The organism is Nocardia sp. TBRC8007 (assembly GCF_056629435.1).
Genome location: NZ_JBWSOR010000001.1, coordinates 369,710 through 393,537 on the forward strand (window position 1 = coordinate 369,710; position 23,828 = coordinate 393,537).

The 23,828-nt window shown below is 64.2% G+C and carries 26 protein-coding genes and 1 pseudogene; 12 read left to right on the forward strand and 15 right to left on the reverse strand.

Features of this window, described 5'->3' with window-relative positions; all coding sequences use genetic code 11:
- The first annotated feature begins 235 nt into the window (after positions 1 to 235).
- Positions 236 to 418, forward strand: coding sequence for a hypothetical protein (locus ACX4ZE_RS01580; RefSeq protein ID WP_480271429.1), 183 nt, complete (start codon positions 236 to 238; stop codon positions 416 to 418).
- A 47-nt stretch (positions 419 to 465) separates the two neighbouring features.
- Here ACX4ZE_RS01580 and ACX4ZE_RS01585 read toward each other — a convergent pair.
- The 4 genes and pseudogenes from ACX4ZE_RS01585 to mrf all read right to left on the reverse strand — a co-directional run.
- Positions 466 to 588, reverse strand: a pseudogene (locus tag ACX4ZE_RS01585) (GTP-binding protein); the annotation flags it as partial.
- On the reverse strand, positions 585 to 758 hold the full coding sequence (gene rpmF, locus ACX4ZE_RS01590; RefSeq protein ID WP_480271430.1) for a 50S ribosomal protein L32: 174 nt from the start codon (positions 756 to 758) through the stop codon (positions 585 to 587). The pseudogene ACX4ZE_RS01585 and the gene rpmF, both read right to left, overlap by 4 nt.
- Positions 759 to 763: 5 nt before the next feature.
- The gene (locus ACX4ZE_RS01595; protein WP_480271431.1) at positions 764 to 1,030 is read right to left on the reverse strand and encodes a type B 50S ribosomal protein L31; all 267 of its coding nucleotides are present in this window, start codon (positions 1,028 to 1,030) and stop codon (positions 764 to 766) included.
- A complete protein-coding gene (gene mrf, locus ACX4ZE_RS01600) occupies positions 1,027 to 2,256 on the reverse strand; it encodes a ribosome hibernation factor-recruiting GTPase MRF (RefSeq protein WP_480271432.1) in 1,230 nt (409 codons plus the stop codon). The genes ACX4ZE_RS01595 and mrf overlap by 4 nt, the downstream gene beginning before the upstream one ends.
- A gap of 100 nt (positions 2,257 to 2,356) precedes the next feature.
- On the opposite strand from mrf, the gene rpmB reads away from it, so the two are divergent.
- Genes rpmB through rpsN form a run of 3 tightly spaced genes read left to right on the forward strand, consistent with a single transcriptional unit; the run spans position 2,357 to position 3,068 of the window.
- Positions 2,357 to 2,593 carry a 50S ribosomal protein L28 gene (gene rpmB / locus ACX4ZE_RS01605; protein ID WP_480271433.1) on the forward strand — a complete coding sequence of 79 codons (237 nt, stop codon included), beginning with the start codon at positions 2,357 to 2,359 and terminating at the stop codon, positions 2,591 to 2,593.
- Positions 2,593 to 2,763, forward strand: coding sequence for a 50S ribosomal protein L33 (gene rpmG, locus ACX4ZE_RS01610; protein WP_412803133.1), 171 nt, complete (start codon positions 2,593 to 2,595; stop codon positions 2,761 to 2,763). The genes rpmB and rpmG overlap by 1 nt, the downstream gene beginning before the upstream one ends.
- Positions 2,763 to 3,068, forward strand: a complete 306-nt coding sequence (gene rpsN, locus ACX4ZE_RS01615) for a 30S ribosomal protein S14 (RefSeq protein WP_480271434.1) — start codon at positions 2,763 to 2,765, stop codon at positions 3,066 to 3,068. The genes rpmG and rpsN overlap by 1 nt, the downstream gene beginning before the upstream one ends.
- A gap of 178 nt (positions 3,069 to 3,246) precedes the next feature.
- Here rpsN and ACX4ZE_RS01620 read toward each other — a convergent pair whose 3' ends face one another.
- Together ACX4ZE_RS01620 and ACX4ZE_RS01625 are read right to left on the reverse strand one after the other, a co-directional pair.
- Positions 3,247 to 4,143: an alpha/beta hydrolase gene (locus ACX4ZE_RS01620; RefSeq protein ID WP_480271435.1), complete on the reverse strand. Its 897-nt coding sequence runs from the start codon at positions 4,141 to 4,143 to the stop codon at positions 3,247 to 3,249.
- The gene (locus ACX4ZE_RS01625; protein ID WP_480271436.1) at positions 4,140 to 5,510 is read right to left on the reverse strand and encodes a M20/M25/M40 family metallo-hydrolase; all 1,371 of its coding nucleotides are present in this window, start codon (positions 5,508 to 5,510) and stop codon (positions 4,140 to 4,142) included. Before ACX4ZE_RS01625 ends, ACX4ZE_RS01620 begins: the two co-directional genes overlap by 4 nt.
- 368 nt (positions 5,511 to 5,878) lie before the next feature.
- On the opposite strand from ACX4ZE_RS01625, the gene ACX4ZE_RS01630 reads away from it, so the two are divergent.
- Both ACX4ZE_RS01630 and ACX4ZE_RS01635 read left to right on the forward strand, forming a co-directional pair.
- Positions 5,879 to 6,328 (forward strand): TY-Chap domain-containing protein, encoded by a 450-nt coding sequence (locus tag ACX4ZE_RS01630; protein WP_480271437.1) that lies wholly within the window; start codon positions 5,879 to 5,881, stop codon positions 6,326 to 6,328.
- 56 nt (positions 6,329 to 6,384) lie between these two features.
- Positions 6,385 to 7,119 (forward strand): DUF4191 domain-containing protein, encoded by a 735-nt coding sequence (locus ACX4ZE_RS01635; protein ID WP_480271438.1) that lies wholly within the window; start codon positions 6,385 to 6,387, stop codon positions 7,117 to 7,119.
- Positions 7,120 to 7,276: 157 nt separating this feature from the next.
- Here ACX4ZE_RS01635 and ACX4ZE_RS01640 read toward each other — a convergent pair whose 3' ends face one another.
- The gene (locus ACX4ZE_RS01640; RefSeq protein ID WP_480271439.1) at positions 7,277 to 7,732 is read right to left on the reverse strand and encodes an RDD family protein; all 456 of its coding nucleotides are present in this window, start codon (positions 7,730 to 7,732) and stop codon (positions 7,277 to 7,279) included.
- A 426-nt stretch (positions 7,733 to 8,158) separates the two neighbouring features.
- On the opposite strand from ACX4ZE_RS01640, the gene glnA reads away from it, so the two are divergent.
- The 3 genes from glnA to ACX4ZE_RS01655 all read left to right on the forward strand — a co-directional run bounded on the left by glnA (position 8,159) and on the right by ACX4ZE_RS01655 (position 10,533).
- Positions 8,159 to 9,595, forward strand: coding sequence for a type I glutamate--ammonia ligase (gene glnA, locus ACX4ZE_RS01645; RefSeq protein ID WP_480271440.1), 1,437 nt, complete (start codon positions 8,159 to 8,161; stop codon positions 9,593 to 9,595).
- 324 nt (positions 9,596 to 9,919) lie between these two features.
- Positions 9,920 to 10,129, forward strand: coding sequence for a hypothetical protein (locus tag ACX4ZE_RS01650; RefSeq protein ID WP_445092959.1), 210 nt, complete (start codon positions 9,920 to 9,922; stop codon positions 10,127 to 10,129).
- Complete coding sequence (locus tag ACX4ZE_RS01655) at positions 10,126 to 10,533, forward strand: type II toxin-antitoxin system VapC family toxin (protein ID WP_480271441.1); 408 nt, start codon at positions 10,126 to 10,128, stop codon at positions 10,531 to 10,533. The genes ACX4ZE_RS01650 and ACX4ZE_RS01655 overlap by 4 nt, the downstream gene beginning before the upstream one ends.
- 434 nt (positions 10,534 to 10,967) lie before the next feature.
- Here ACX4ZE_RS01655 and ACX4ZE_RS01660 read toward each other — a convergent pair whose 3' ends face one another.
- The 7 genes from ACX4ZE_RS01660 to sucB form a co-directional block, all read right to left on the reverse strand.
- A complete protein-coding gene (locus ACX4ZE_RS01660) occupies positions 10,968 to 11,396 on the reverse strand; it encodes a WGR domain-containing protein (protein WP_480271442.1) in 429 nt (142 codons plus the stop codon).
- Between the two features lie 87 nt (positions 11,397 to 11,483).
- Positions 11,484 to 13,676, reverse strand: coding sequence for an elongation factor G-like protein EF-G2 (locus tag ACX4ZE_RS01665; RefSeq protein WP_480271443.1), 2,193 nt, complete (start codon positions 13,674 to 13,676; stop codon positions 11,484 to 11,486).
- 406 nt (positions 13,677 to 14,082) lie between these two features.
- Positions 14,083 to 15,123 carry a lipoyl synthase gene (gene lipA, locus ACX4ZE_RS01670; RefSeq protein ID WP_480271643.1) on the reverse strand — a complete coding sequence of 347 codons (1,041 nt, stop codon included), beginning with the start codon at positions 15,121 to 15,123 and terminating at the stop codon, positions 14,083 to 14,085.
- Between the two features lie 85 nt (positions 15,124 to 15,208).
- Positions 15,209 to 15,955, reverse strand: a complete 747-nt coding sequence (gene lipB / locus ACX4ZE_RS01675; RefSeq protein ID WP_480271444.1) for a lipoyl(octanoyl) transferase LipB — start codon at positions 15,953 to 15,955, stop codon at positions 15,209 to 15,211.
- Between the two features lie 56 nt (positions 15,956 to 16,011).
- On the reverse strand, positions 16,012 to 16,566 hold the full coding sequence (locus tag ACX4ZE_RS01680; protein WP_480271445.1) for an N-acetyltransferase family protein: 555 nt from the start codon (positions 16,564 to 16,566) through the stop codon (positions 16,012 to 16,014).
- Positions 16,563 to 17,471 carry a TIGR01777 family oxidoreductase gene (locus tag ACX4ZE_RS01685; RefSeq protein ID WP_480271446.1) on the reverse strand — a complete coding sequence of 303 codons (909 nt, stop codon included), beginning with the start codon at positions 17,469 to 17,471 and terminating at the stop codon, positions 16,563 to 16,565. The genes ACX4ZE_RS01680 and ACX4ZE_RS01685 overlap by 4 nt, the downstream gene beginning before the upstream one ends.
- A gap of 19 nt (positions 17,472 to 17,490) precedes the next feature.
- On the reverse strand, positions 17,491 to 19,182 hold the full coding sequence (sucB, locus tag ACX4ZE_RS01690) for a 2-oxoglutarate dehydrogenase, E2 component, dihydrolipoamide succinyltransferase (RefSeq protein ID WP_480271447.1): 1,692 nt from the start codon (positions 19,180 to 19,182) through the stop codon (positions 17,491 to 17,493).
- 259 nt (positions 19,183 to 19,441) lie between these two features.
- On the opposite strand from sucB, the gene ACX4ZE_RS01695 reads away from it, so the two are divergent.
- Positions 19,442 to 19,804 (forward strand): oxidoreductase, encoded by a 363-nt coding sequence (locus ACX4ZE_RS01695; RefSeq protein WP_480271448.1) that lies wholly within the window; start codon positions 19,442 to 19,444, stop codon positions 19,802 to 19,804.
- 42 nt (positions 19,805 to 19,846) lie between these two features.
- Here ACX4ZE_RS01695 and ACX4ZE_RS01700 read toward each other — a convergent pair whose 3' ends face one another.
- Positions 19,847 to 21,358 (reverse strand): leucyl aminopeptidase, encoded by a 1,512-nt coding sequence (locus ACX4ZE_RS01700; protein ID WP_480271449.1) that lies wholly within the window; start codon positions 21,356 to 21,358, stop codon positions 19,847 to 19,849.
- Positions 21,359 to 21,485: 127 nt separating this feature from the next.
- On the opposite strand from ACX4ZE_RS01700, the gene gcvT reads away from it, so the two are divergent.
- Positions 21,486 to 22,586, forward strand: coding sequence for a glycine cleavage system aminomethyltransferase GcvT (gcvT, locus tag ACX4ZE_RS01705; protein ID WP_480271450.1), 1,101 nt, complete (start codon positions 21,486 to 21,488; stop codon positions 22,584 to 22,586).
- Between the two features lie 143 nt (positions 22,587 to 22,729).
- Complete coding sequence (locus tag ACX4ZE_RS01710; RefSeq protein WP_480271451.1) at positions 22,730 to 23,827, forward strand: branched-chain amino acid aminotransferase; 1,098 nt, start codon at positions 22,730 to 22,732, stop codon at positions 23,825 to 23,827.
- The last annotated feature ends 1 nt before the right edge of the window (position 23,828 follow it).

Below are 23,828 nucleotides of genomic sequence, written 5' to 3' on the forward strand. Positions count from 1 at the left end.
GTTATACCTGAGGAGGGTGTAGCCGCCGCTAGTGATGGCACGAAAACCTGTGCCACCACTGCCGCGACCAGTACTAACCACCGAAAACTTGTCATGTCAAATACCGTAGCAGGAGTTTGCTGGGTCGGTCTGAGAGGTAGAAGTGCAGGAGGTGGCCTGCGCCGACGGTGTCGCTCAGTTGTCGCAGTTCAGACGGTGGGGCGCTTTCGGCTACGCGGCCCAGTAGTGTTGTAGCGTGAGCGAGGGGGCAGCCGGGTGTGGACTGCTCGGATCGTTTTGGGCCAGCAGGGGATTGAAGTTCGTGGTGTCGGGGATGGTGGTAGAGCCCATGGGGCCGGCAGGAGCTGAACACGCAGTGAACGAGGGTTTGGTGGCGGCGGATGACGATATCGGGGAGCGCGGCGCGCGATCACTATGACCGTTCCATCACGCGATATTGTTGGTTACCAATAGTTTCTACGGCTGATCCAGGAGGGTAACCGCGACGCGACGGCCTTCTCGATTGGCCAGAATGTGTGTGAGCAGCATGATTTTCCTGGCGCAGAGGAAGCTGGACGGTACTTTCACCGGCAGGCGGGTGTCGGTCATAGTCGGGCCGGGACGATCAGGCCGCGCTTGATCGCGGCGACCAGACGCGGCGGGACCTTGTGCACCGTACCGTCGACATTGACGGGAATCAGCTGGGGTGCGGTCGCTTTCCACTGTGCTCGTCGGTGGCGAGTGTTGGACCGTGACATGCGGCGTTTGGGTACGGCCATGGTAATCAGGCTCCTTTTCCGGGGCGTGCGCGGCGGCCGTAGCGCTGCTCGAACTTCTCCACGCGGCCCGCTTTGTCGAGCACTCGGTGGGCGCCGGTCCAGAATGGGTGTGAATCCGCGGTCACGTCGACCACGATCAATGGATAGGTGTTGCCGTCGGTCCAGGCCACGGTGCGCTCACTGGTTGCGGTGGATCGGGTGAGGAAACGTTTTCCGGTACTGGAGTCCTCGACGATTATCGGGTGGTAGTCGGGGTGGATGCCGGGTCTCACGATAGTTGTTCTCCTTCTCGTGCGGAGGATGAGGGGGTCGATTCGGTGGCGCTACACGGATCGTCGTGCCACTCGCCGAACGGATCGGTGAATTTCTGCCACGAATCCGGTTGCCGTAGTTCGTGGTCGGTGACCAGTGCCCATCGCAGAGCGCGCTTGATCTCGCCGGGGTCGGCGCGATGTACCAGCACGACCAGCGAGGAGTGCCGGTCGCCGAAGCGCGGGTGCCAGTTCAACGCGGCCAGCGCGCGCCGCTGCGGAGCCTCGGCTTCTTGCTCTTTCGGGGGCATCGCGTCCAGCCAGAGGCCAGCGGGACCAATGCGCAGACCTCCACCTGCCGATTCGAGCCATAGAACGTGTCGGGGGCGCGTCGCCAGCCACACCCGGCCGCGGGTGGTGACGACGCCGTCCAGCAGTATGTCGATGGCCTCGTGCAGGCGTTCTGGGTGAAATGGCCGTTGTGCGGTGAATTCGACCAGGCAAACGCCAGTGTCGACATTTAGTGGAGGCGCGCCGGCCAGCAGCGGGGCGTGTGGATCGAATCCGCGATCGGCGCGTTGCTCGGGCAGCGCCGCGAGGATGGAGCCCACATCGAGGCCATCGATTGTCCAGTACCGCACCGCAGTCGGAGCGAGCCGTTGCAGGACCGCTGCCAGTACGCTGGCGTTCAGTGGGTCGGGTCTGCCGAACAGCACCACGGCGTCGGCGTGTTGCACCCGCGCGATCGCGACCTGGGCCACGGTGCGGTCGTCGTCGCCACCGAGTTGTTCAGCCAGAGTGTCGTCGCCGGTCGCGTCCGCGAGCCAGGTGGTGGCGTCCACGGCGGCGAGCACCGCCGTGACTCGCACATCGTGTCCGGCCGGTGCGTCGATGCGGCCGGATATACCGGTGACCATCACGTGGTCGATGGCCTCGCGGATCTCGGCCGGTTCGAGCGCCGGATCCAGCAGCAGCACGATCCGCGTCACCGACGTTCGATCGGACAGCGTGCGCAGCAGCGGGAGTAGATCCTTGCGCAGCGTGCACGACACACATCCGTGTGCCGACTCCACCAGGGTCAGTTGCTCACCGTCGATCGTGCTCAGTGTTCTGGTGACCAGTCCCTCGCCCAGCAGGCTCAGGTCGTGCGTGATCAGCACCGTTCCGGGCTCGAGCAGCGTCTCACCGAGGTGGCGTACCTCGTCGGCAGTGCCGGCCACCATGATGACGGGCGTCCTGGTGCCCACCTCCACTCCTTTCGGTAATCATTTTCAATAACTGTTGATAGAGCGTACAGTTCCAAGGAGCAGTTGTCGAAAATGATTTTCAACTAGAGAGGGGAGTGTCATGTCTGCGCACTGTCAGGTGACGGGCAGGGTGCCCGGATTCGGCAAGTCGGTCTCGCACTCGCATCGCCGCACCAGTCGGCGCTGGGATCCCAATATCCAGCGCAAGACCTACTTTGCGCCCAGCCTCGGTCGACGAGTCACGCTGAATGTGTCGGCCAAGGGCATCAAGGTGATTGACCGTGACGGCATCGACATCGTCATCGCCCGGATGCGGGCGCGGGGGGAGCGGATCTGATGGCGTCCAAGAGCACCGAACTGCGGCCGGTGGTCAAGCTGCGTTCGACCGCTGGCACCGGTTACACCTACGTCACCCGCAAGAACCGGCGCAACGATCCGGACCGGCTGGTATTGCGCAAGTACGACCCGATCGTGCGTCGTCACGTCGATTTCCGGGAGGACCGCTGATGGCGAAGAAGTCGAAGATCGTCAAGAACGAGCAACGCAGGCAGGTCGTGGCCCGCTACGCACAGCGTCGCGCCGAATTGCGTTCGCTCGCAAGGAACATCAACGTTATTCCTGAGGTACGGGCGCAAGCCCAGCTGGCCCTGCAGCGGCTTCCGCGTGACGCCAGCCCGACTCGCCTGCGCAACCGTGACGCCATCGACGGTCGCCCGCGCGGACACCTGCGCAAGTTCGGGCTGTCACGAGTTCGTTTGCGCGAGAAGGCGCACCGCGGCGAACTGCCCGGTGTCAGCAAGTCCAGCTGGTGAGAATGCTCGCAGGAGGTCGCTGCTGCTTGTGTCGGTGAGTTGGGCGCGCAGGTGATCGAGGAGGGAGGGTTGTTGCTCGCGGGTCGGATCGAATGGGTGCGCGGTATTCGATGGTACTCAGCCGAGCTGAACTGTTCGACACAGATGTGCCGAACAGACGCTCGTCGGTGTTCGGTTGCTACCGACCGGTGAGATGCGCATCCAGCCAGGCGACTACGTCGTCGAGTACCTTCTTCTGCTCGGGCTCGTTGAACACTTCATGATAGAGCCCCTCGTAGCGGAACACAGTGAGATCCTTTGAGCCGGCATCTCTTTCGACGATATCGGAACTGGACGGCGCGGCGACCGCGTCGGCGGTGCCGTGCAGGACCAGCAGCGGCACAGTAAGCTTCGTCAACCGCTCCTTGACCAGAGCGGTCGCGGTCAGTATCTCGGCGCCGGTGCGGACGGGCAGTGCGCCTCGGTAGACCAGCGGATCGTTGTCATAGGCCGAGATCACAGCAGGATCCCGGCTGATCTGCGATGAATCCAGTTTCAACACACCGAGATTCGGGAGGATTCTGCTCAGTACCGGCGCGAGCAGTCGTTGCACCGGGTTGCCCAGCGGGATGTCCAGTGGCGGAGCGGACAGCACGATTCCTGTGACGTCGATCGGCGCCCTGGTGGCCAAGTACAGGGTGATCAAGCTGCCCAGTGAATGGGCGACCAAGAAGCGCGGCACACCGGGGTGCTCGCCTTCGGCGATGGTCAGCATGGTGGCGATGTTGTCGGCGGCGCCTTCCATCGAGCCGATGTTGGCCTTACCGCCCGCGGACTTGCCATGGCCGATGTGGTCGAGCGCGTAGACCGCGAAACCCGCTGCGGCCAAGCGCTGTCCGACGTGGGCGTAGCGGCCTGAATGCTCGGCCACGCCGTGCACCAGGACGATCACCCCACAGACCGCGTCGCCGGGCAACCATGCACGCCAGGCTACAGCGCCGCCGATGCCGGCGAACTTGCCGGACTGGGTACGGATCTCGGGCGTGGCGGACGATTCGGTCCGCGCGGTGTCGCCCGCCGTCGGCTCGGTGTTCATACCTCAACTCCTGGTCTCGGTGGCGTGCTGTTCGCCGCGAAGTGCTCGATCAGCCGCCGGTTGAACGTGATGAGTCGAGCGTAGTTGACCCGGGAAAGGCGTTCATCGGTTCCGTGGACCGAGGCCAGGTCGTCGGCGCCCAACACTATCGGGGCGAAATTGCACCGAGTGATTGCTAGGTCATCGTAGTGCCTGGAGTCGGTCGCACCGGGAACGAGGCCGGTGGTCACCGCGGTACCAGGGACAACGGCGCGGGCGAGGTCGGCGATCAGGTCGAAGGCGGGACCGGGGCAGGTGCTTTGTGTCGGCTCCGTGCACATGCCGACCAGCTCGATCCGGACCTTCTTGTCGCGCAACACCTTCCGACAGTATGCCAGTATCGAGGCGACCGAATCGCCCGGCAGTATGCGGAAGTTCACCAGCGCCTCGGCCTGTTGCGGCAACACGTTGGCTCGTATCCCGCCATGTATCACCGTTGGAGCGGCAGTGGTGCGCACCAGTGCCTCGGTCTGTGGCCGGGTCGCCATCATCCGGGTGATCACCGGCGCCGCGACGCGTGTGAGGGCCAGCAGGCGCCTGCGTGGCTCCGGCATGGCCACGCGCAGCCTGGACAGCATGTCCGCGATCACCGGCGTCAGGCGCAGCGGCATCGGATGAGCTTGGATCCGGTTCACTGCCCGTGCGATCCGTCCGATCGCAGTCTGTCTGCCCGGCATGGACGAATGCCCGCCCACCTCGGTGACCGACAACCGGACCGTCGCATATCCTTTCTCGCCGAGCATGATCGTGGCCACGGGACGCCGCGCCCCGTCGACGACACCGGTGGTGATCACACCGCCCTCGTCGAGCAGCAGATCCGCCCGCACACCTGCCTGCCGCAGATGCTCGGCGATCCGTTCGGCGCCGTCGCTGCCGAAGACTTCTTCATCATGTCCGAACGCCAGATATATCGTGTGCCGAGGACGCAGGCCTGAGGACAGTGCCGACTCGACCGCTTCCAGAATGGCGAGCACACGGCTTTTGTCATCGATTGCGCCACGGCCCCAGATATATTCGTCGTCGACGACCCCAGCGAACGGTGGATGAGTCCAGCGCTGCGGGTCGTCCGCGGGCACCACGTCCTGGTGTGCCAGCAGGATGGCGGCGACCCGGGTGGGTTCGCGGCCCTGCCACCGGTAGAGCTTGCTGTGCCCGAACTGCCGCAGTTCGAGTTCGGCATGCACCAGCGGGAAGCACTGCCTGAGATGAGCATCGAGGTGATGAAACGCGGAATCGTCGGTGTCGCGTGGATCGTCGGTGGACACGGTTGCGCAGCGCAGCGCGGCGGCGAGACGTTCGGCAGTCAGGTCGTCGACCGGCTCGGTCATCGGTTATCGGTGCGGACAGGCAGGGACATGGGCACTGTCGTATTGTCCACTATGTGGGTAGTGTGAGGTACCGTTTCCTCATCTCGCCACCCCATGATTCCGTCACTCCACAGTGCGTCCTCCTGGCAGGCCGGGACGTTATAGGACAGTTCGATATCGACTGAGGCATTCGATATCGACTGAGGCAACAGTGACATCGACCACGGTGACGGCGACCGGTGCGGAGATCAGGGAGTGTGCCTACACGTGGTCGATTACGTCGGTAACGCGTACTCCGCTTCGACGACCCCGCCGGAATCAGTCGACTGCGCCTTCCGATCACGATACCGGCGTATGATCGAGCACTAGTGTGAATATCGGGGGGAAGAATGAGCGAGTCGGTAACCGCGGACTGGGGAGGATTCGTGCGAGCGTTGGCGCACTGCCTCGCGGAATTGCCCTCACGTGCGACGCTGATCATCGCCGCTCCCGGCCATCGCTATGTGCAATTCGTCCAGTACGACATCAAATTGTCCGCCGAGCTGGCCGGAGAACAGTATTCGAGTCGATCGATATCGCAGGCCGCCGCGCAAGAGTTGCGCACACTCGGCTGGCAGGAGCCGGTGTCGTGGCAGAGCGCCGGGAACTGGACCAGGACTTTGTTCTGGCCGATCGACTCGAACAACCTGCTCGATTTCGCCTACTCGGTCGCTGTCGGTCTGCGCGACGCGCTCGGGGTGACTACCCCGGTAGAGCTGCGCGCTATGGGCTGGACCGAGGCATCCGGTGATATGGATCTCACTGCACTCGGCTCGATCGCGCGCCGCGGCCGACCGTGATCGCGCCCGCCGTCCCATGGCAAAGGCGTCACTACCTGGGCACTATTCTGAGAGGCATGGCAGCAGGCAAGCCCACCAAGGAAGCGAAGGCCGCGGCGAAAGCGGCTCGCAAGCAGCAGTCGAGAGAACGTCGCAGGCAACTGTGGCAGGCGTTCCAGATGCAGCGCAAGGAAGACAAGCTGCTGCTGCCGCTGATGATCGGGGCCTTGGCAGGCAGTGTCGCCGTCTTCGTCCTCATCGGCATGATCTTCGGGCTGACCTGGTTTCTCGTGCCGTTGGGCGTGGTGCTCGGTGCGCTGATCGCATTCATCATTTTCGGTCGTCGTGTGCAGAAGAGCGTCTACCGCAAAGCCGAGGGACAGGCGGGCGCCGCGGCTTGGGTGCTGGACAATCTGCAGGGGAAATGGCGGGTGAGCAATGGCATTGCCGCGACGACACAGCTGGACGCTGTGCATCGGGCGATCGGCCTGCCCGGCGTGGTGCTGGTCGCCGAGGGTTCGCCGCAGCGGGTGAAATCGCTTTTGGCCCAGGAGAAGAAGCGCACCGCCCGACTGATCGGCGATACTCCGATCTACGATGTCGTCATCGGCAACGACGAGGGGCAGGTTCCGCTCAAGGACTTGCAGCGATATCTGACCAAATTGCCTCGCAATATCGACACCAAGCGGATGGACCTCATCGAAGGCAGGTTGTCCGCGCTGAGCGCGCGCAGCGGGCCCGCGCTGCCGAAGGGACCCATGCCTGCGGGTGCCAAGATGCGTGGCGTGCAGCGGACCATTCGTCGGCGTTGACCGACGACAGTGAGCGGTCCGTGCCTTTTCGGGCACGGGAGCGCTCGTGTTGTGCCAGTGCTTCGGTTCTGAGTGAGTAGCCAACTGATCCAGTCGTGGACGAGCGGGTGGTAGACGATGAGCGCGATGGTGGATTTCGGCGGGCGGAGCTGGTTGCTCAGCGCGAATTCACCAGCGCCGTCCCGGTGGCCCGGTCGTGCATACCGCGCCCATCGGCGTCGGTGAACAGCGCAGGCGCGACGAAGATCAGTAGCATCTGCCTGGCCAGCGCCCGGATGAAGCCGACAGATGTGGGCGCGTCGATGCGGACTGTTCGCAACCGCAGGAAGTACTGGCCAGGCGTGAAACCGAACAGTGCCACCGCACCGACGCCGATGACGAACCAGATCAGCAGGGTCAGGCTCGATGCTGAACCGCTGCGCGTGATAAACGCCGCAATGCCGACCGCTATCATCCAGTCCACGAACAGAGCAGCGATCCGGCGCCCCATTCCGGCAAGAGATCCCGCTCCGTTTTTCGGCAGTCCGAGTTGTTCTCCGGGGTAACCGGGGATCGCCGAATCACCGGAATCCGTCGGAGGTCCAGAAAGCCAGGAACCGGTGATACGCGCCATGCATCTCAGGATAAGCGGGCTGGGCAGGCCCTCTGACACCGCATGAGCGGTCAGGCCTGGAGGTGGTAGTGGAGTGTGGCCGACGCAGGGCCCCGCTCATGCGAGATATCCGACACCGCATGAGCGGTCAGGCCCGGAGGTGGTAGTGGAGTGTGGCCGACGCAGGGCCCCGCTCATGCGAGATATCCGACACCGCATGAGCGGTCAGGCCCGGAGGTGGTAGCGGAATGTGGCCACCGGGCGTGGCTACTCTGGCAGAGCTACCATGCTTTGTTCGAGCTCGGAGGTCACCGCCACCGGGCAAGCTTACGTGTAACACTGGCGAAACACGGCCTTGACTGCGGGGAAACACGGAATCCATAGCGTCTGGTCGCGACGAGCCCATGCAATCGACACTGGCTGGGAACCGATCCGTAAGGAGAACAAGTGACGTTCAGCACGGCCGACGAGGTCATCAAGTACATCGCTGACGAGGACATCGAATACGTCGATATCCGGTTCAGCGACCTTCCCGGTGTGCAGCAGCACTTCTCCATTCCGGCGAAGGCATTCACCACCGACCTCGCCGAGGACGGGCTGGCGTTCGATGGTTCCTCCGTTCGTGGGTTCCAGTCCATCGACGAATCGGACATGCTCCTGCTGCCCGATTTCAGTACCGCGCGCGTCGACCCGTTTCGCGCTGCCAAGACGCTGAATCTGAACTTCTTCGTGCATGATCCGTTCACCAGGGAGGCCTACAGCCGCGACCCGCGTAACGTCGCGCGCAAGGCGGAGGAGTACCTGCGTTCGACCGGTATCGCCGACACCGCCTACTTCGGCCCCGAGGCGGAGTTCTACATCTTCGACTCGATCCGCTACGACTCGGCTATGAACGGTGCCTTCTACGAGATCGAGTCGGTCTCGGGCTCCTGGAACACCGGCGCGGAGTTCAACCCGGACGGCACCCGCAACCGCGGCTACAAGGTTCGCAACAAAGGCGGCTATTTCCCGGTCGCGCCGTACGACCACTATGTCGACCTGCGCGACAAGATCTCCACCAACCTGCAGAACTCCGGCTTCGAGCTGGAGCGCGGCCACCATGAGGTCGGCACTGCCGGTCAGGCCGAGATCAACTATAAGTTCAACACCCTGCTCGCCGCGGCCGACGACCTGCAGTTGTTCAAATACATCGTCAAGAACACCGCCTGGACCGAAGGCAAGACTGTTACCTTCATGCCGAAGCCGCTCTTCGGTGACAACGGCTCGGGCATGCACGTGCACCAGTCGCTGTGGAAGGACGGCAAGCCGCTGTTCCACGACGAGGCAGGCTACGGCGGCCTGTCGGACCTGGCCCGCCACTATATCGGCGGTATCCTGCATCATGCGTCGTCGCTGCTGGCCTTCACCAACCCGACGGTGAACTCCTACCACCGATTGGTCCCCGGCTACGAGGCCCCGATCAACCTGGTGTACTCGCAGCGCAACCGCTCTGCCGCCGTTCGCATCCCCGTCACCGGCAACAACCCGAAGGCTAAGCGCCTCGAGTTCCGCGCGCCGGACTCTTCGGGTAACCCCTACCTGGCCTTCGCCGCCATGATGATGGCGGGCCTGGATGGCATCAAGAAGAAGATCGAGCCGCTGGCCCCGGTCGACAAGGACCTCTACGAGCTTCCGCCGGAGGAGGCCAAGAACATCCCGCAGGCCCCGACCAACCTGGCCTCGGTCATCGACCGGCTCGAACAGGACCACGACTACCTCACCGAAGGCAATGTCTTCACCGAGGACCTGATCGAGACTTGGATCACCCTCAAGCGTGAAAATGAGATCGCTCCGGTGAACCTGCGTCCGCATCCGTACGAGTTCGAACTCTACTTCGACGTGTAGGCCTGACCTGCGTGTTCAGGCCCGATTCGGGCCTTCGGTACGCAGTAGACGGATTCGAGTCCACCCGCTCAGTGATCACAGCCGTGATCATCTGGCGGGTGGACTCGTCTGTATCCGGCCACAGATGGCCGTAGGTGTCGAGGGATTTCTTGGCATTCGCGTGCCTCATACGCGCCTGGACGACCTTGATGTTCGCGCCGTTCGCGATCAGCAGTGACGCCAAGGCGGGTAAGTCCCCTGGGGTGGTAGCCTCCACCCAGGGGCAGAAGAACCCGCCGACGCGGCGGTCTGCGGTGGAGGTTCGGCGGAACTACACTGGTCAGCATGCGCGCCACTCATGAGGAACTCGTTCGGCTGGCTGAAGCCGTGCCCGACGATCAGGTGCAAGCTGCGACGGCGTTCCTACGTCAGTTGGTGCGGCCCACGGCTCGCCGTCAGTTCAGCTGCACAGGTACCTTCAGCGGGGAGCCTGATCTCGCGGAACGGGCGAAGGAGATCGTTCGGGAAGAACTCGACCGGGGCACGGCTGAGTGATCGTTGTCGACACGGGGCCGCTCGTGGCCCTGATGAACAACCGTGACAATCTGCATGTGGTCTGCCGGGATCTGCTCGAGAACGCTCCCGGTCCGCTGCTCGTGCCCGCACCCGTGTTCACCGAGGTATGCCTCTTGCTGGAAAGCCGCCGTGGCACCGCTACCGAGCTGAAGTTCGTTCGGGATGTGGCCAGCGGGCTGTTCACGGTCGTGGAGATGACATCCGCTGACCTCGTGCGGATCTGTGAACTCTTGGACAAGTACGCCGATCTGCCGCTCGGCACGGTGGACGCCTCCGTCGTGGCCGTGGCCGAACGATTCCCGGTCACCGCCGTTGCCACGCTGGACCGCAAACACTTCTCCATTGTCCAGTCCAAGGCCGGTCGACTGCTCCTCGTGCCGTAACTCGCGCGGTACGCAGAGAGTACGCAGCAGGGTCGAAAACTGTGCGCTTCAACCAACACAGCCAATAGCGAATGAGCAGGTGGGAGGCACACACCCAATCTCGCCCGCGACAACAAACGCCGGGTAGGTAGTCCGAGCTCTACTTCGACGTGTAGGCCTGACCTGCGTGTTCAGGCCCGATTCGGGCCTTCGGTACGCAGTAGACGGATTCGGGTCCACCCGCTCAGTGATCACAGCCGTGATCATCTGGCGGGTGGACTCGTCTGTACCCGGCCACAGATGGCCGTAGGTGTCGAGGGATTTCTTGGCATTCGCGTGCCCCATACGCGCCTGAACGACCTTGATGTTCGCGCCGTTCGCGATCAGCAGCGACGTGAGATAATTCCGTAGATCCTGGTTCGGCAGACTGGCCGGTCCCCGATGACTGGACCACATCAAGCGGTCCATTCGCTGGGGACAGGCCACAGGCGGTGGCTCCGGCGGAGTGCCCGTGATAGACGCCGCTCGCATCGATGCGTACCATCCGCCCCGAGTTTCCGGTGTTGTGACGGCTCTACAGTGACTTCTTCTTCATGATCGATCACCGTGATGCCGCTCTGACGATCGGAGTCGACGAAGATGCCGAAGGCCGCGGCGTCGGAACTCCACAGCACAGGCGCGGACTTCGCGGTGGAGCGGTTGCTGCTGATCGCCCGTCGGGTCACCAAACGCTTGGCGCGTGCGCCCAGCACCACGGGCGCATAGCCTTTGCTAATCTTCTCGCCGATCTGCTCGGCCACCGCTGATCGTGCCTTCTCCTCAGTGGCGAACGAACTGACCTTCGTCTGCTCATGGTTGCCGATACGGCTGAACCGGATACTCATTTGGGTGTCCGATGGATCGCCACGGCAACGTGCACTGTCGAAGTGCGGAACGTCGATGTGTGGGTTGATCTGTTCTCGTTTTGCGCGCTATACGCGGGTTTTCGTTCCCTGTACTGTGGCGGCTATTTGGTTGGGCATCGGCTCGTGCCGCGTGTACGTGCGCGTGAAGTCCCCGGTACCGTGCGAGATCGAGCGCAGGTCGATGGCGTAGCGGCTGAGTTCGAGTTCGGGTACTTCGGCGTGGATCCTGGTGCGGCCGGGGCCGTGTGGTTCGGTGCCGAGGACGCGCCCGCGCCTACTGGACAGGTCGCTCAGCACCGGGCCGACATATTCATCGGAGATCACCACCCATACTTCGGCGAGTGGCTCGAGTACTCTGATTCCTGCGGTCGCCGCCGCCTCTCGGAGTGCCAGCGCCCCGGCGGTTTGGAACGCGGCATCGGAGGAGTCGACGGAGTGGGCTTTGCCGTCGAACAGGGTGACCCGGATGTCGACGAGTGGATATCCGGCGGTCAGTCCGCGGGCCGCTTGAGCGCGGACTCCCTTCTCTACCGACGGTATGAACTGTCGCGGAACAACTCCGCCGACCACTTTGTCTACGAACTCGATCCCGGACCCTTCGGGTAACGGGTCGACCTCGATCTCGCATACAGCGTACTGTCCGTGCCCGCCGGATTGCTTCACATGTCTGCCGCGTCCGGTGGCTTTGCTCGCGAATGTCTCGCGCAATGCCACCGTGTGGTCGATCACGTCCACCTGCACGCTGAAGCGGGTTCGCAACCGCTCCAAAGCCACGTCGCGATGGGCCTCACCGAGGCACCACAGCACCAGTTGACGAGTCTGACCATTGTGTTCCAGGCGCAAGGCCGGATCTTCGGCGGCTAGACGGGCCAGGCTCTGGGAGAGCTTGTCCTCATCGGCTTTGCTGTGTGCGCGAATGGCAACGGGCAGCAAGGGGTCGGGCATCGGCCATGGTTCGATCCGCAGGGGGTTGCCGGTGGACGACAAGGTGTCACCGGTCTCGGCGTGTGTGAGCTTGGTGACATAGGCAATATCGCCGGCGATCACCTGCCCCAGGGGACGTTGCTGTTTGCCGAATGGCGCGGTGATCGCACCGATCCGCTCGTCCACCTCGTGGCTGTCATAACCCCCTTCCGCTGAGTCGTGGCCGCTGATGTGCACTGTGGCATCTGCATGCAGGGTGCCGGAGAAGACTCGGACCAGCGAGACCCGGCCGACATATGGATCGGACGCGGTGCGGATGATCTCCGCGGCCAGCTCTCCGTCCGGGTCGCAGCGCAGTGGGTGCGGTTCGGCGCTGTTCGCTGCGGCGATGGTGTGTTCCGCCGGTGTCGGAAAACCGTCGGTGATGAGCTCGAGCAGTTCGACGGTGCCCAAGCCTTGCTTGGCTCCTTCTGGTGCGGGCGCGGCGAACAGCACTGGATGAAAGCTGCCGCGCGAGACTGCCCGTCTCAGGTCGGTCAGTAGCGTCGTCAGGCTGACTGCTTCGCCGTCCAGGTAGCGCTCCATCAGGGTCTCGTCTTCGCTCTCGGCAATGATGCCCTCGATGAGACGGTTACGTGCTTCTTCCAGCGCAGGCAGCTGCTCGGGCGTGGGTTCGCTCTGGATTTCCGCGCCGGAGGAATAGTCGCCCACGCAGTGCGGCAGCAGTTCCACTATGCCGGTGACGGGCCGGTGGCCGTCCGGGCTCTTCGGACCGTATACCGGAAGATGTAGCGGTAGAATGTTTTCCGAAGATCCGCCGCCCAGTAGAGTTCGGCAGGTCTCGGTCATCACGTCGAATTCATCGCGGGCGGTGTCCAAATGGGTAAGCACGATCGCGCGGGGCATCCCGACCGCGGCACACTCTTCCCACAGCGTCCTGGTCGCTCCAGCGATTCCCGCCGCTCCCTCGGCTGCCGAGATCACGAACAGCGCCGCGTCGGCCGCGCGCAGCCCAGCCCGCAGCTCCCCGACGAAATCCGCGTACCCCGGCGTGTCCAGTAAGTTGATCTTCTTCCCCGCCCAGGTCACCGGCACCACCGACAATTGCACCGAGCGGTGTTGCCGGTGTTCGATCTCATCGTAGTCCGACAATGAGGTGCCGTCCTCGACCCGCCCGGCGCGGTTCACCGCCCGTGCGGTGAGTGCCATGGCTTCGACCAGGGTGGTCTTTCCCGATCCGCTGTGGCCGACCAGGACCACGTTGCGGATCTGCTCGGGGCGATCCGCTGTCATCGCGCCGTTGCCCGTGGGCGCTCCGTTGGTCTTGTCCACCATGCGTCTCGCTCCCTTACCGACACCTGCGGTACATCTACCATCCCACCGGGCGTTGCCTCTCGTCCGCGAATCGGAAGATCCGGGTGTGACGGATCGCGAAGGTGCCGCCGACTGGCTCCAGGGCGGCGCATACCTACTGAGTGGCCCAGTGTGAAGACATGTCGGTGCCGTGTTGGTGCAGTACGAGTCTAGCGAGTACCGGGATGACCAATAGTCATAAGCACGGTCGACAATGATCCGGTCAGCCTCGGTGAAGAACCGGATGAACAGCCAACGGCCGTGCTCAGCGGTCTCGGCAGTGCGCAGTTCCCACAGGGCGAAGCCTCTCGATCGAGTTGTCTCCCGAGCTAGAGTTGACGTGCACTGACAGCGTTCTGCGTGTAACTTCCGGACGATCGGCCGAGCTTCAGCTGCCGAAGCGGGCCAGAACGGCGCCTGCCTCTTGAGTAGCGGTGCCCTCGTCGGCGAGATGAGCCAGTTCCGGCGCGATCTCGCGGTCGTGGTGGGCCATGGCCTGGGCGTAGAGCCGACCGGCCCGGTAGGAGGAGCGCACCAGGGGTCCAGCCATCACACCCGCGAAACCGATTTCCTCGGCCATCGCCGAGTGCTGTACGAATTCCTCCGGCTTCACCCACCGGTCGACCGGATGGTGTCGGGGGGACGGGCGCAGATACTGGGTAATAGTGAGGATGTCGCACCCGGCTTCGTGCAGATCGCGCATGGCCTGGGTGACTTCCTCCTTGGTCTCACCCATACCCAGGATGAGGTTGGATTTGGTGACCAGTCCGGCTTCGCGCGCGGCGGTCAGCACTGCGAGTGAACGTTCGTAGCGGAAGGCCGGGCGGATGCGCTTGAAGATGCGCGGCACCGTTTCCAGGTTGTGCGCCAGCACTTCCGGGCGGGCGGAGAAGACCTCGGCGAGTTGTCCTGGGACGGCGTTGAAGTCGGGAATCAGCAGCTCCACACCGGTATTGGGGTTGGAATGCTTGATAGCGCGGACGGTTTCGGCATAGAGCCAGGCGCCGCCGTCGGGCAGGTCATCGCGGGCGACGCCGGTGATGGTGGAGTAGCGCAGGCCCATGGCCTGGACGCTTTCGGCGACGCGGCGGGGTTCGTCGCGGTCGAGGGCGGCGGGTTTGCCGGTGTCGATCTGGCAGAAGTCGCAGCGGCGGGTGCACTGTTCGCCGCCGATCAGGAAGGTGGCCTCGCGGTCTTCCCAGCACTCGAAGATATTGGGGCAGCCTGCTTCTTCGCAGACGGTGTGCAGGCCTTCGCGCTTCACCAGGCCTTTGAGCTCGGAGTATTCGGGGCCCATGGTGGCGCGGGTGCGGATCCATTTCGGTTTGCGCTCGATCGGGGTTTCCGCGTTACGGGCTTCGATACGCAAGAGTTTGCGGCCGTTCGCGGCGCGTGCGTCGGCCACAGGGGTGTCGGCTGGAGAAGTCATGGTGGAACCAGATGGTGCCGCAGCGGGTTCTGCCGCTGCCTCGTTGTGCGGTGTCGGGGTGTCGACTGAGGTCACTCGATCGACCTTACGCTGTTGCTGCAGGCGGTTGTGGAGCAGTGTCTGCCTGGGTCGTGCGGGAGATGATGTGCTCGGTGACCGGAAGATCACCGTCGAGGGCGCGGATGATGGCTTCGGCTGCCAACGGTTTGAGTTCGGAGACGGTCACTTCACGGCCGAGTTCGCGGGTCAGTGTGGTGACGCCTGCGTCGCTGATACCGCATGGGACGATGGCCTGGAAGCCGTCCATGGTGGAATTGCAGTTGAGTGAGATGCCGTGCAAAGCGACGCCACGCTGTACGCGTACGCCGATCGCGGCGATCTTGCGTTCGGCGTATGGTCCGGTCGCGGGTAACCAGACACCGGAACGGCCTTCCACCCGGCCGCAGTCGAGGCCGAGCGCGGTGCAGACGGTGATCAGTGCTTCCTCGAGTCGGCGCACGTAGGCGACGACGTCGATCGGCTCGGCCAGCCGCACAAGCGGATAGCCGACCAGCTGCCCCGGACCGTGCCAGGTGATCTTGCCACCACGGTCTACCTGGATCACGGGGCTGCCGTCGATCGGCAGATCTGTGGCCTCGGTGCGGCGACCCGCAGTATATATCGAGGGGTGCTCGAGTAGGAGCAAGCGATCGGATCCATTGCCCTGCGCGCGTTGGGCGGCGATGGTGCGCTGCAGATCCCAGGCGGCGTGATAGTCGATGAGTCCGAGATCCTCGACCACGATCGGGGTCGTATCGAATCGTGCGGACAAGGTCGCGCGCGTGTTGTTCACGGTCACGACGCTACGCCCATCCCGATGACCGGTTCCAGCGCCCTGCCGACAGTGACTCAGATGCGGTCGGTGCTCTCGGTGATGTTCACGGGCAGGGTCAGTTGCATCAGGGTCAGGTCCATCCAGTGCCCGAATTTGTGTCCTACTTCGGGGAGCGTGCCGACGGTGTGGAAGCCGAAGTATTCGTGCAGCAGAATCGAGCCGGTATTGCTCGATTCGATCGCGGCGATCATCGCGTGCACGGTGCCCGCGCGCCGTGCACGCTCGATGAGTTCGGCGAGCAGCGCTCTCGCGATACCGCGACGATGGAAGCGTTCGTCCACATAGACCGAATCCTCCACGGTGTAGCGGTATCCAGACTTGGTGCGCCACGGACCATAGCTGGCGTAACCCACCGGTTCGCCGTGGATCTCGGCGATCAGTACGGGGAAGCCCTCGCTGTTGCGGCCGTGGAGCCAGGCGACACGGTTGTCCAAGCCGACCGGTTCGGTGTCCCAGATCGCAGTGGAGGCAGCGATGTTCGTATTGTGGATGGTGAGGATCGCGGGCAGGTCGTCGGAATGCGCGTCACGGATGACGGTGGTGGACCCAGTGTCGAGTCGGTTACTCATCGACCGTCTCCTGGATGTCCCACCGTGGCCGTCAGCGCGGCGCCGAGTGTGGGGTGCTGGAACTGGTACCCGGCCTTTTCCAGAGCTGTGGGAATCGCTCTGGGGCCGTGCAAGAGCACTTCCTGCGCCATCTCACCGGTCAGCGTGCGCAGCACGAACGCAGGTATCGCGAGCGGAGCGGGCCGGTGCAGCGCACGACCGAGGGCACGGTTGAATTCGGCATTGGTGACCGGTGCCGGGCCTACCACATTGATCGGTCCGGAGATGGTGTCATGGGTGAGCGCGAAGAGGATCGCGCCGACTTCGTCGGCCATCGAAATCCACGGCACGTACTGGCGTCCATTGCCGAGACGACCGCCCAACCCGAGCGCGTACAGCGGTTGCAGCATGCCGAGCACGCCGCCGGAGCCAGACAGTACGGCGGCGCTGCGTAACAGCACAGTGCGAGCACCGGATTCTGCCGCGGGCTCGGTGGCGGCCTCCCAGTCGCGGCACAGCGCAGCCAGGAAACCCGAACCCACGGGAGAGGTTTCGTCCACGACCCGATCGCCGGCGTCGCCGCCGTAGTAGTGCACGCCACTGGCATTGAGCAGGACCGGCACACCCGTGGCGACGACCATGTCGGCCAGCACATCGGTAGGGGTTATCCGGCTGTCGCGTAGTTCCTGTTTGAAACTTCCGGTCCAGCGACGTCTACCGATGTTCACACCGCAGAGGTTGACCACGGCGTCGGCATTATGAAAAGCCCGCTTGTCCACCTGGGCACGGGCGGGGTGCCAGGCGAATTCGTCGGGGCCCGCGGCCTTCCTACGTACCAATCGGACGACCTCGTGCCCGCCGCGGCGCAGGGCCGCGACGAGCGCTGTCCCGATCAATCCGGACGAGCCGGCGATCACGACCTTCATACGAGCCGCAGTACCTTCCTCACAGACCGAGATCGGCCTCGAACGCGGCTTCCTCCAACCGGTGCCGGATCGTGGTCAGGAAGCGACCGGCGTCGGCGCCGTCGATCAGACGGTGATCGTAGGTGAGCGGCAAGTAGCACATCGATCGAACGCCGATGGACTCGCTGCCGGTCTCGTCGGTCACCACGACCGGGCGCTTGACGATCGCACCCGTGCCGAGCATCGCCGCCTGCGGCGGAACCAGGATCGGAGTGTCGAACAGCGCGCCCTGGCTGCCGATATTGGTGATGGTGAAGGTGCCGCCGGCCAGTTCGTCGGGCTTGAGGCCACCGGTGCGGGCGCGCTCGGCGATATCGGCGATGGCGCGTGCCAATCCGGCCAGGGACAGGTCACTGGCATTGTGGATCACCGGGGACAGCAGGCCTTGCTCGGTGTCGACGGCGATGCCGAGATGTACCGAGGCGTGATAGGTGATCTCCTTGGTGGACTCGTCATAACTGGCGTTGACATTCGGGTGCACGCCGAGCGCCTCGACGACAGCCTTGGCGAAGAACGGCAGGAAGGTCAGGTTGACGCCCTCGCGTTCGATGAACGCCGCTTTGGCTTGCTTGCGCAGCGTAGCGATCTTGGTGACATCAGCTTCGTGCACCTGGGTCAGCTGCGCGGTGGTCTGTAGCGACTCGCGAGTCTTGGTCGCGGTGATCTGGCGGATGCGGTTGGCCTTTTGCACAGTCCCGCGCAGGTGGGCCAGCTGCGCCGGAGCTTGGACCGGGGCAGCTTTCGTTTGTGTGGCGACCGCCGGGGCCGGGGCCGGAGCCGGTGCTTTCTTGGCCTCGGCGGCGGCGAGTACATCCTGCTTGCGAATCCGTCCGCCCACGCCAGAGCCGGTGATCGTGGTCAGATCGATGTTGTTCTCCTCGGCCAGCCTCCGGACCAGTGGGGTGACGTAGGGAGTCGCGCCATTGGGGGATCCGGTCGCTTGCGCGGGTGCGGACTCGGGGACCTTCGTCGGTGCGGGTTTCGGCGCGGGAGCAGGTGCAGCAGCGGCCGGTTCCAGCTTCGGGGCTGGTGCCGGGGGTGGTGTGGTTGCCGGGCTTGGTGTGGTTGCCGGTGCACCGCTGCCGATCACGCCGAGCTGTCCGCCGACCGATACGACATCGTCCTCCTGTGCAGTGATCTCCAGGAGGGTGCCCTGGACCGGGGACGGGATCTCGGTGTCGACCTTGTCGGTGGAGACTTCGAGTAGCGGCTCGTCGATGGCGACCTGGTCACCGACCGACTTCAGCCAGCGGGTGACGGTGCCTTCGGTGACGGACTCGCCGAGTTCCGGCATGGTCACGGGGGTGCCTTCGACAGAAGATGTCGGCACGGTCTGTGCGGGTACAGGCGTGGCCTGTGGTTCGGGGGCAGGCGCCTGTTGCGCGGGGGCAGCGGCTTCCGGGGAGGGTGCGGGAGTATCGATCGCCGTCTCGCCGGGTTCGCTGATGACACCGAGTTCGCCGCCGACCTCGATCACGTCGTCTTCTTTAGCGATGATTTTCGACACCACACCCGCCGCCGGGGACGGGATCTCGGTGTCGACTTTGTCGGTGGAGACCTCGAGCAGCGGCTCGTCGACGGCGACTGTGTCTCCTTCCTGCTTCAGCCACCTGGTCACCGTTCCCTCGGTGACGCTCTCACCAAGAGCGGGCATCTGGACTGAGAAGGCCATGTCCGTTGACTCCTCTGACTGCTCGACGGGTTCTACAACAGTTGATCTCGCTGCGGACGCCCGACGCAGGTCGCGACGCTCGTCCGGAAGCCACCGACAATCTTGCGTGGCACCGGAGATCCGTGCGGTTCTTGTACCGGAGTCCATCCTTGCACTCGCGTGCAAGCCGTGTAGCGCAGGGCGGCGAACTGTACGGAGCTGGCAGTATGGGAAGACCGGCGGTGAACATTCTCCGGTGCTGGAAAGGAGGTCGGCGTCGGTGGGATTGCTGGATCGTTTCCGTGGTGGTGTGGCCCGAGCAGGCGACACGCTACGTGGGGGTTCTCCAGGCAGGCAGGAGGCTCGTTATCTACTCGAGTGGGTACGCGCGCACGTGGGCGTCGAGGGTTATGTCGAACCGAAAACTACTGTGACAGATGTCACAGTAGTTCTTATTGCCGCCGACGGCGAATGGACGCGCCGGATTGTAGGGGAACGGGGAGCGCAGCGGCTTGCCAAAGATTTGCGCATCCCGATCTACGACGTGCGCAAAACCGGGTATCCGCAGCGGATGCGCGATTACGATGCGCGCAAGCGGATAGAGCGGCGGCGTGCGTTCGAAGCGGAGTTACGCGATCTTTAGGTCGGGGGCATCGCTCGAGACGGGCGATGCCCCCGTACGGGATCACTCCGTGGCGATATCTTCCAGCACGGTGATCAGGGTACGTACCGGGACGCCGGTGCCGCCCTTGCCGATGTAGCCGAATGGACTGCCGGTGTTGTACGCCGGACCGGCGACATCGAGGTGGGCCCACTGTACGTTTTCGGGGACGAATTCCGCGAGGAAGAGCCCAGCCGAGAGCATGCCGCCCCAGCGATGCGGCGCGACGTTGGCCAGGTCGGCGATCTTGGATTTCAGGTCGGCTCGCAGTTCGCTGGGAAGTGGCATGGCCCAGCCGTTCTCACCGACCTCGCGTGAGATACGGGCCACTCGGTCGCGGAATTCATCGGTGCCCATTACGCCAGGCGTGCGGGTGCCGAGTGCGACCATCTGCGCACCGGTCAGTGTCGCCACATCGATGAGATAATCGGGTTCGTCCTCGACCGCTCGCACGATCGCATCGGCCAGGATCAGGCGGCCTTCGGCATCGGTGTTGATCACTTCGACAGTGGTGCCGCCGTATTGGGTGAGCACGTCGCCGGGACGCTGTGCAGTAGCCGACGGCATATTCTCGGCCATGGGAATTGTGGCGGTAACGGTGAGCGGCAAGCCCAGCCGAGCGGCGAGCAGTGTCGTGGCGACCACGGCGGCTGCGCCCGCCATATCGGAGGTCATGTTCTCCATGTTCTGTGCGGGCTTGATGGAGATGCCGCCGGTGTCGAAGGTGACGCCCTTGCCGACCAGCCCAACTTTCTTCGGGCCTCCCGTGTAGCTGATCCGGATCAGGCGTGGTGGACGGGAAGACCCCTTGCCGACCCCGAGTATTCCGCCGTAACCGCCTGATTCCAGTGCCTTCTCGTCGAGCAGTTCGACGGTGAGCCCGGCTGTCTCGGCGAGCTCCTGTGCGCGGGAGGCGAACTCGGCGGGGAACAAGTGGCTGGGCGGGGTGTTCACGAAATCCCGTGCGGTGGCTACCGCTTCGGCAGTGAGCTGTGCGCGTAACAGCGCAGCTTCGTTGAATTCGAGTTCGGGCACCAGCAACTCGACACGGGCTACCGGATGCTCGTCGGGTTTTGGTGCGGATTTGTCCGATCGGAACGGCGTGAACGAGTAGGCGCCCAGGTAGAAGCCTTCCGCAGCGGCGCTCAGATCGAGGCCGGACAGGGTGGTTACCGCCAGTGCCGTGCCGGCGAGTGCACGAGCGGCCACGCCTGCCGAACGGCGAATCTGCTCGGCATCGAGTTTGTCGGGGGCGCCGAGGCCGACGGCGAGCACGCTGGATACTCCATCCAGCCCGGCCGGGGCCGGAATCCGATTCAGCTCCTCGGCCTTGCCCTTCGCGCCCACCGCGCCGAGCTGATTCAGCAACTCCGCGCGGATCTCTGCGGTGAGTACCTCGCTGAACAGGTTCTCGGGCACGATGGCGGGACCATCCTCCGAGGAGGTCATCCCGATGACGAGCACATCGGTGTCTATGTCGATGTGCTCGGCGCATGCCAGTTCCGGTCCGAGCGAGCGATCTGCAACAGCGGTCATCGGCCCAGGCTATTCGGTCGGACTGACCGGTCGCTTCCCGGTGTCGCACCGCGCCGCCGCCGAGCGGGAGTTCCGCTATGTCTGTGAGTAGATAGTGGCTGCCGGTCGGCCCCGATAAGCTCGGCTGGTGATCGAGACGAGCCTGTTGCGAGGACCCATTCATGCTGTGCACGCCGAGCTGGGTGCCACCTTCGCGTCGTTCGGTGGCTGGGAGATGCCGGTTTCCTACGCGGGGACCGTGGCCGAGCACCGGGCGGTCCGCGCGGCGGTCGGACTGTTCGATGTCAGCCACCTGGGCAAGGCCACTGTGCGCGGACCGGGAGCCGCGGTCTTCGTGAACTCGGCGCTCACCAATGATCTCGCCAGGATCCGGCCCGGCAAGGCGCAATACACGCTGTGCTGCACGCCGGAGGGGGGAGTGATCGACGATCTCATCGCCTACTATGTGAGTGACGACGAGATCTTTCTGGTGCCTAATGCCGCCAACACCGCGGCGGTCGTCGCGCAACTGCGCGCGGCCGCGCCCGAAGACGTGGTCGTCGCCACCGAACACCGCGACTACGCCGTGTTCGCCGTGCAAGGTCCGCGTTCTGCCGGTGTACTGACCGCACTCGACTTGCCTACGGACCTCGAGTACATGGCCTATGCCGACGCCGCATGGGACGGTCGTCGAGTTCGGGTATGTCGCACCGGCTATACCGGTGAGCACGGATACGAGCTGCTGCCGCGTTGGGACGACGCCGAACCGCTGTTCCGTGCCCTGGTCGCGCAGGTGCGTGCCGCCGGGGGGCAGGTTGCCGGGCTCGGTGCTCGCGACACTTTGCGCACTGAGATGGGCTATCCGCTACATGGGCACGAATTGTCGCCGGAGATCTCGCCGGTGCAGGCACGCTGTGGCTGGGCGGTCGGCTGGAAGAAGCCGGATTTCTGGGGTAAGGCCGCGCTGGAGCAGGAGAAGGCGGCAGGCCCACGTCGCATCCTGCTGGGACTCAAAGCACTCGACCGAGGCGTACTCCGGCAGGGTCAGGCGGTGTCCCATGCGGGTGTGGTGGTGGGCGAAACCACTTCCGGCACCTTTTCGCCCACCCTGGAGCTCGGTATCGCGCTGGCCCTGCTCGATACCTCGGCGGGCATCGAACCCGGTGCCGAGGTCGAGGTAGATGTTCGTGGTCGCATGCTTCGCTGTGAAGTCCTGCGTCCGCCTTTCGTCCGGCCGAGCACCAAGTAGCAACTGGTACGTACGTACGTGTTCAGCGTTCAGTACCCGTAGCGGCTGGTCAGGGCAAGTGTCGCAGTTCGGCTTCCAGGCAGGCCCAGGGCTGCGTCGACCGTGGGCGGATGGCCGGGGGAAATGTGGATAGGATCGTCGGCATGACCGTTGCCGCACAGTTCACCCGTGTTCCGCATCCTGCGCCCGTTCCGGTGCAGCGGCGACAAGAGGTACTGGCGGAGCCGGGGTTCGGGCGGCACTTCACCGACCACATGGTCTCGATCGATTACGTCGACGGAGCATGGACGAACGCGATGGTGGAACCCTACGCTCCGTTGGCGTTGGACCCAGCGACAATGGTGTTCCACTACGGCCAGGCGATCTTCGAAGGGCTCAAAGCCTATCGTCAGGGGGATGGCGGCATTTCCTGCTTCCGCATCGATGCCAATGCCGCGCGGTTCCGCCGGTCGGCCCGACGGATGGCGATGGCCGAGTTACCGGACGAGTTGTTCATCGAATCGGTGCGGCAGCTGCTGGAGGCGGACCGCGACTGGGTGCCCGCTGCGGGTGGCGAGGAATCGTTGTATCTCCGGCCATTCCTGTTCGCCACCGAGGCTGGGCTGGGTGTGAAGCCCGCCGCGTCCTACAAGTATCTGCTGCTCGGCTCACCTGCGGGGGCCTACTTTCCGCGTGGGGTGAAGCCGGTGCGGGTTTGGCTGTCCACCGAATATGCCCGCGCCGCGCCGGGCGGCACCGGCGAGGCGAAAGTGGCGGGTAATTACGCGGCATCACTGCTGGCCCAGGCCGAAGCCTCGGGCAAGGGGTGCGATCAGGTGGTGTGGCTGGATGCTTGTGAGCGCCGCTATGTCGAGGAGATGGGCACCAACAACTTGTTCTTTGTCTTCGGGTCTGGCTCGGAGGCTCGTTTGGTCACTCCCGAGCTGTCCGGCTCCCTGTTGCCCGGCATCACCCGCGACTCGCTGCTGAGCCTCGCCGTCGACTCCGGTTTTCCGGTCGAGGAGCGCAAGATTTCTGTGGAAGAGTGGCGCAAGGGCGCCGAAAATGGTGAGATCACCGAGGTTTTCGCCTGCGGCACCGCCGCGGTGATCACTCCGGTCGGCTGGGTCTGTTCCGATGAGGGTGAGTTCACTATCGGCGGTGGTGAGCCGGGGGCGATCACTATGGCCTTGCGGGACACGCTGACCGGAATCCAGCGCGGCACCTTCGCCGATATCCACGGGTGGATGCGCCGGATGTGAT

Bases quoted from the DNA above. Each gene is read 5' to 3' on its own strand.
- ACX4ZE_RS01680 (WP_480271445.1), bottom strand. From the start codon at position 16,566: ATGAGTAACCGACTCGACACTGGGTCCACCACCGTCATCCGTGACGCG.
- rpmG (WP_412803133.1), top strand. From the start codon at position 2,593: ATGGCGTCCAAGAGCACCGAACTGCGGCCGGTGGTCAAGCTGCGTTCG.
- ACX4ZE_RS01710 (WP_480271451.1), top strand. From the start codon at position 22,730: ATGACCGTTGCCGCACAGTTCACCCGTGTTCCGCATCCTGCGCCCGTT.
- ACX4ZE_RS01700 (WP_480271449.1), bottom strand. From the start codon at position 21,358: ATGACCGCTGTTGCAGATCGCTCGCTCGGACCGGAACTGGCATGCGCC.
- ACX4ZE_RS01625 (WP_480271436.1), bottom strand. From the start codon at position 5,510: ATGACCGAGCCGGTCGACGACCTGACTGCCGAACGTCTCGCCGCCGCG.
- ACX4ZE_RS01635 (WP_480271438.1), top strand. From the start codon at position 6,385: ATGGCAGCAGGCAAGCCCACCAAGGAAGCGAAGGCCGCGGCGAAAGCG.
- ACX4ZE_RS01640 (WP_480271439.1), bottom strand. From the start codon at position 7,732: ATGGCGCGTATCACCGGTTCCTGGCTTTCTGGACCTCCGACGGATTCC.
- lipA (WP_480271643.1), bottom strand. From the start codon at position 15,123: ATGACTTCTCCAGCCGACACCCCTGTGGCCGACGCACGCGCCGCGAAC.
- ACX4ZE_RS01665 (WP_480271443.1), bottom strand. From the start codon at position 13,676: ATGGTGGACAAGACCAACGGAGCGCCCACGGGCAACGGCGCGATGACA.
- sucB (WP_480271447.1), bottom strand. From the start codon at position 19,182: ATGGCCTTCTCAGTCCAGATGCCCGCTCTTGGTGAGAGCGTCACCGAG.
- ACX4ZE_RS01685 (WP_480271446.1), bottom strand. From the start codon at position 17,471: ATGAAGGTCGTGATCGCCGGCTCGTCCGGATTGATCGGGACAGCGCTC.
- ACX4ZE_RS01620 (WP_480271435.1), bottom strand. From the start codon at position 4,143: ATGAACACCGAGCCGACGGCGGGCGACACCGCGCGGACCGAATCGTCC.
- ACX4ZE_RS01650 (WP_445092959.1), top strand. From the start codon at position 9,920: ATGCGCGCCACTCATGAGGAACTCGTTCGGCTGGCTGAAGCCGTGCCC.
- ACX4ZE_RS01630 (WP_480271437.1), top strand. From the start codon at position 5,879: ATGAGCGAGTCGGTAACCGCGGACTGGGGAGGATTCGTGCGAGCGTTG.
- rpsN (WP_480271434.1), top strand. From the start codon at position 2,763: ATGGCGAAGAAGTCGAAGATCGTCAAGAACGAGCAACGCAGGCAGGTC.
- rpmF (WP_480271430.1), bottom strand. From the start codon at position 758: ATGGCCGTACCCAAACGCCGCATGTCACGGTCCAACACTCGCCACCGA.
- ACX4ZE_RS01660 (WP_480271442.1), bottom strand. From the start codon at position 11,396: ATGAGTATCCGGTTCAGCCGTATCGGCAACCATGAGCAGACGAAGGTC.
- rpmB (WP_480271433.1), top strand. From the start codon at position 2,357: ATGTCTGCGCACTGTCAGGTGACGGGCAGGGTGCCCGGATTCGGCAAG.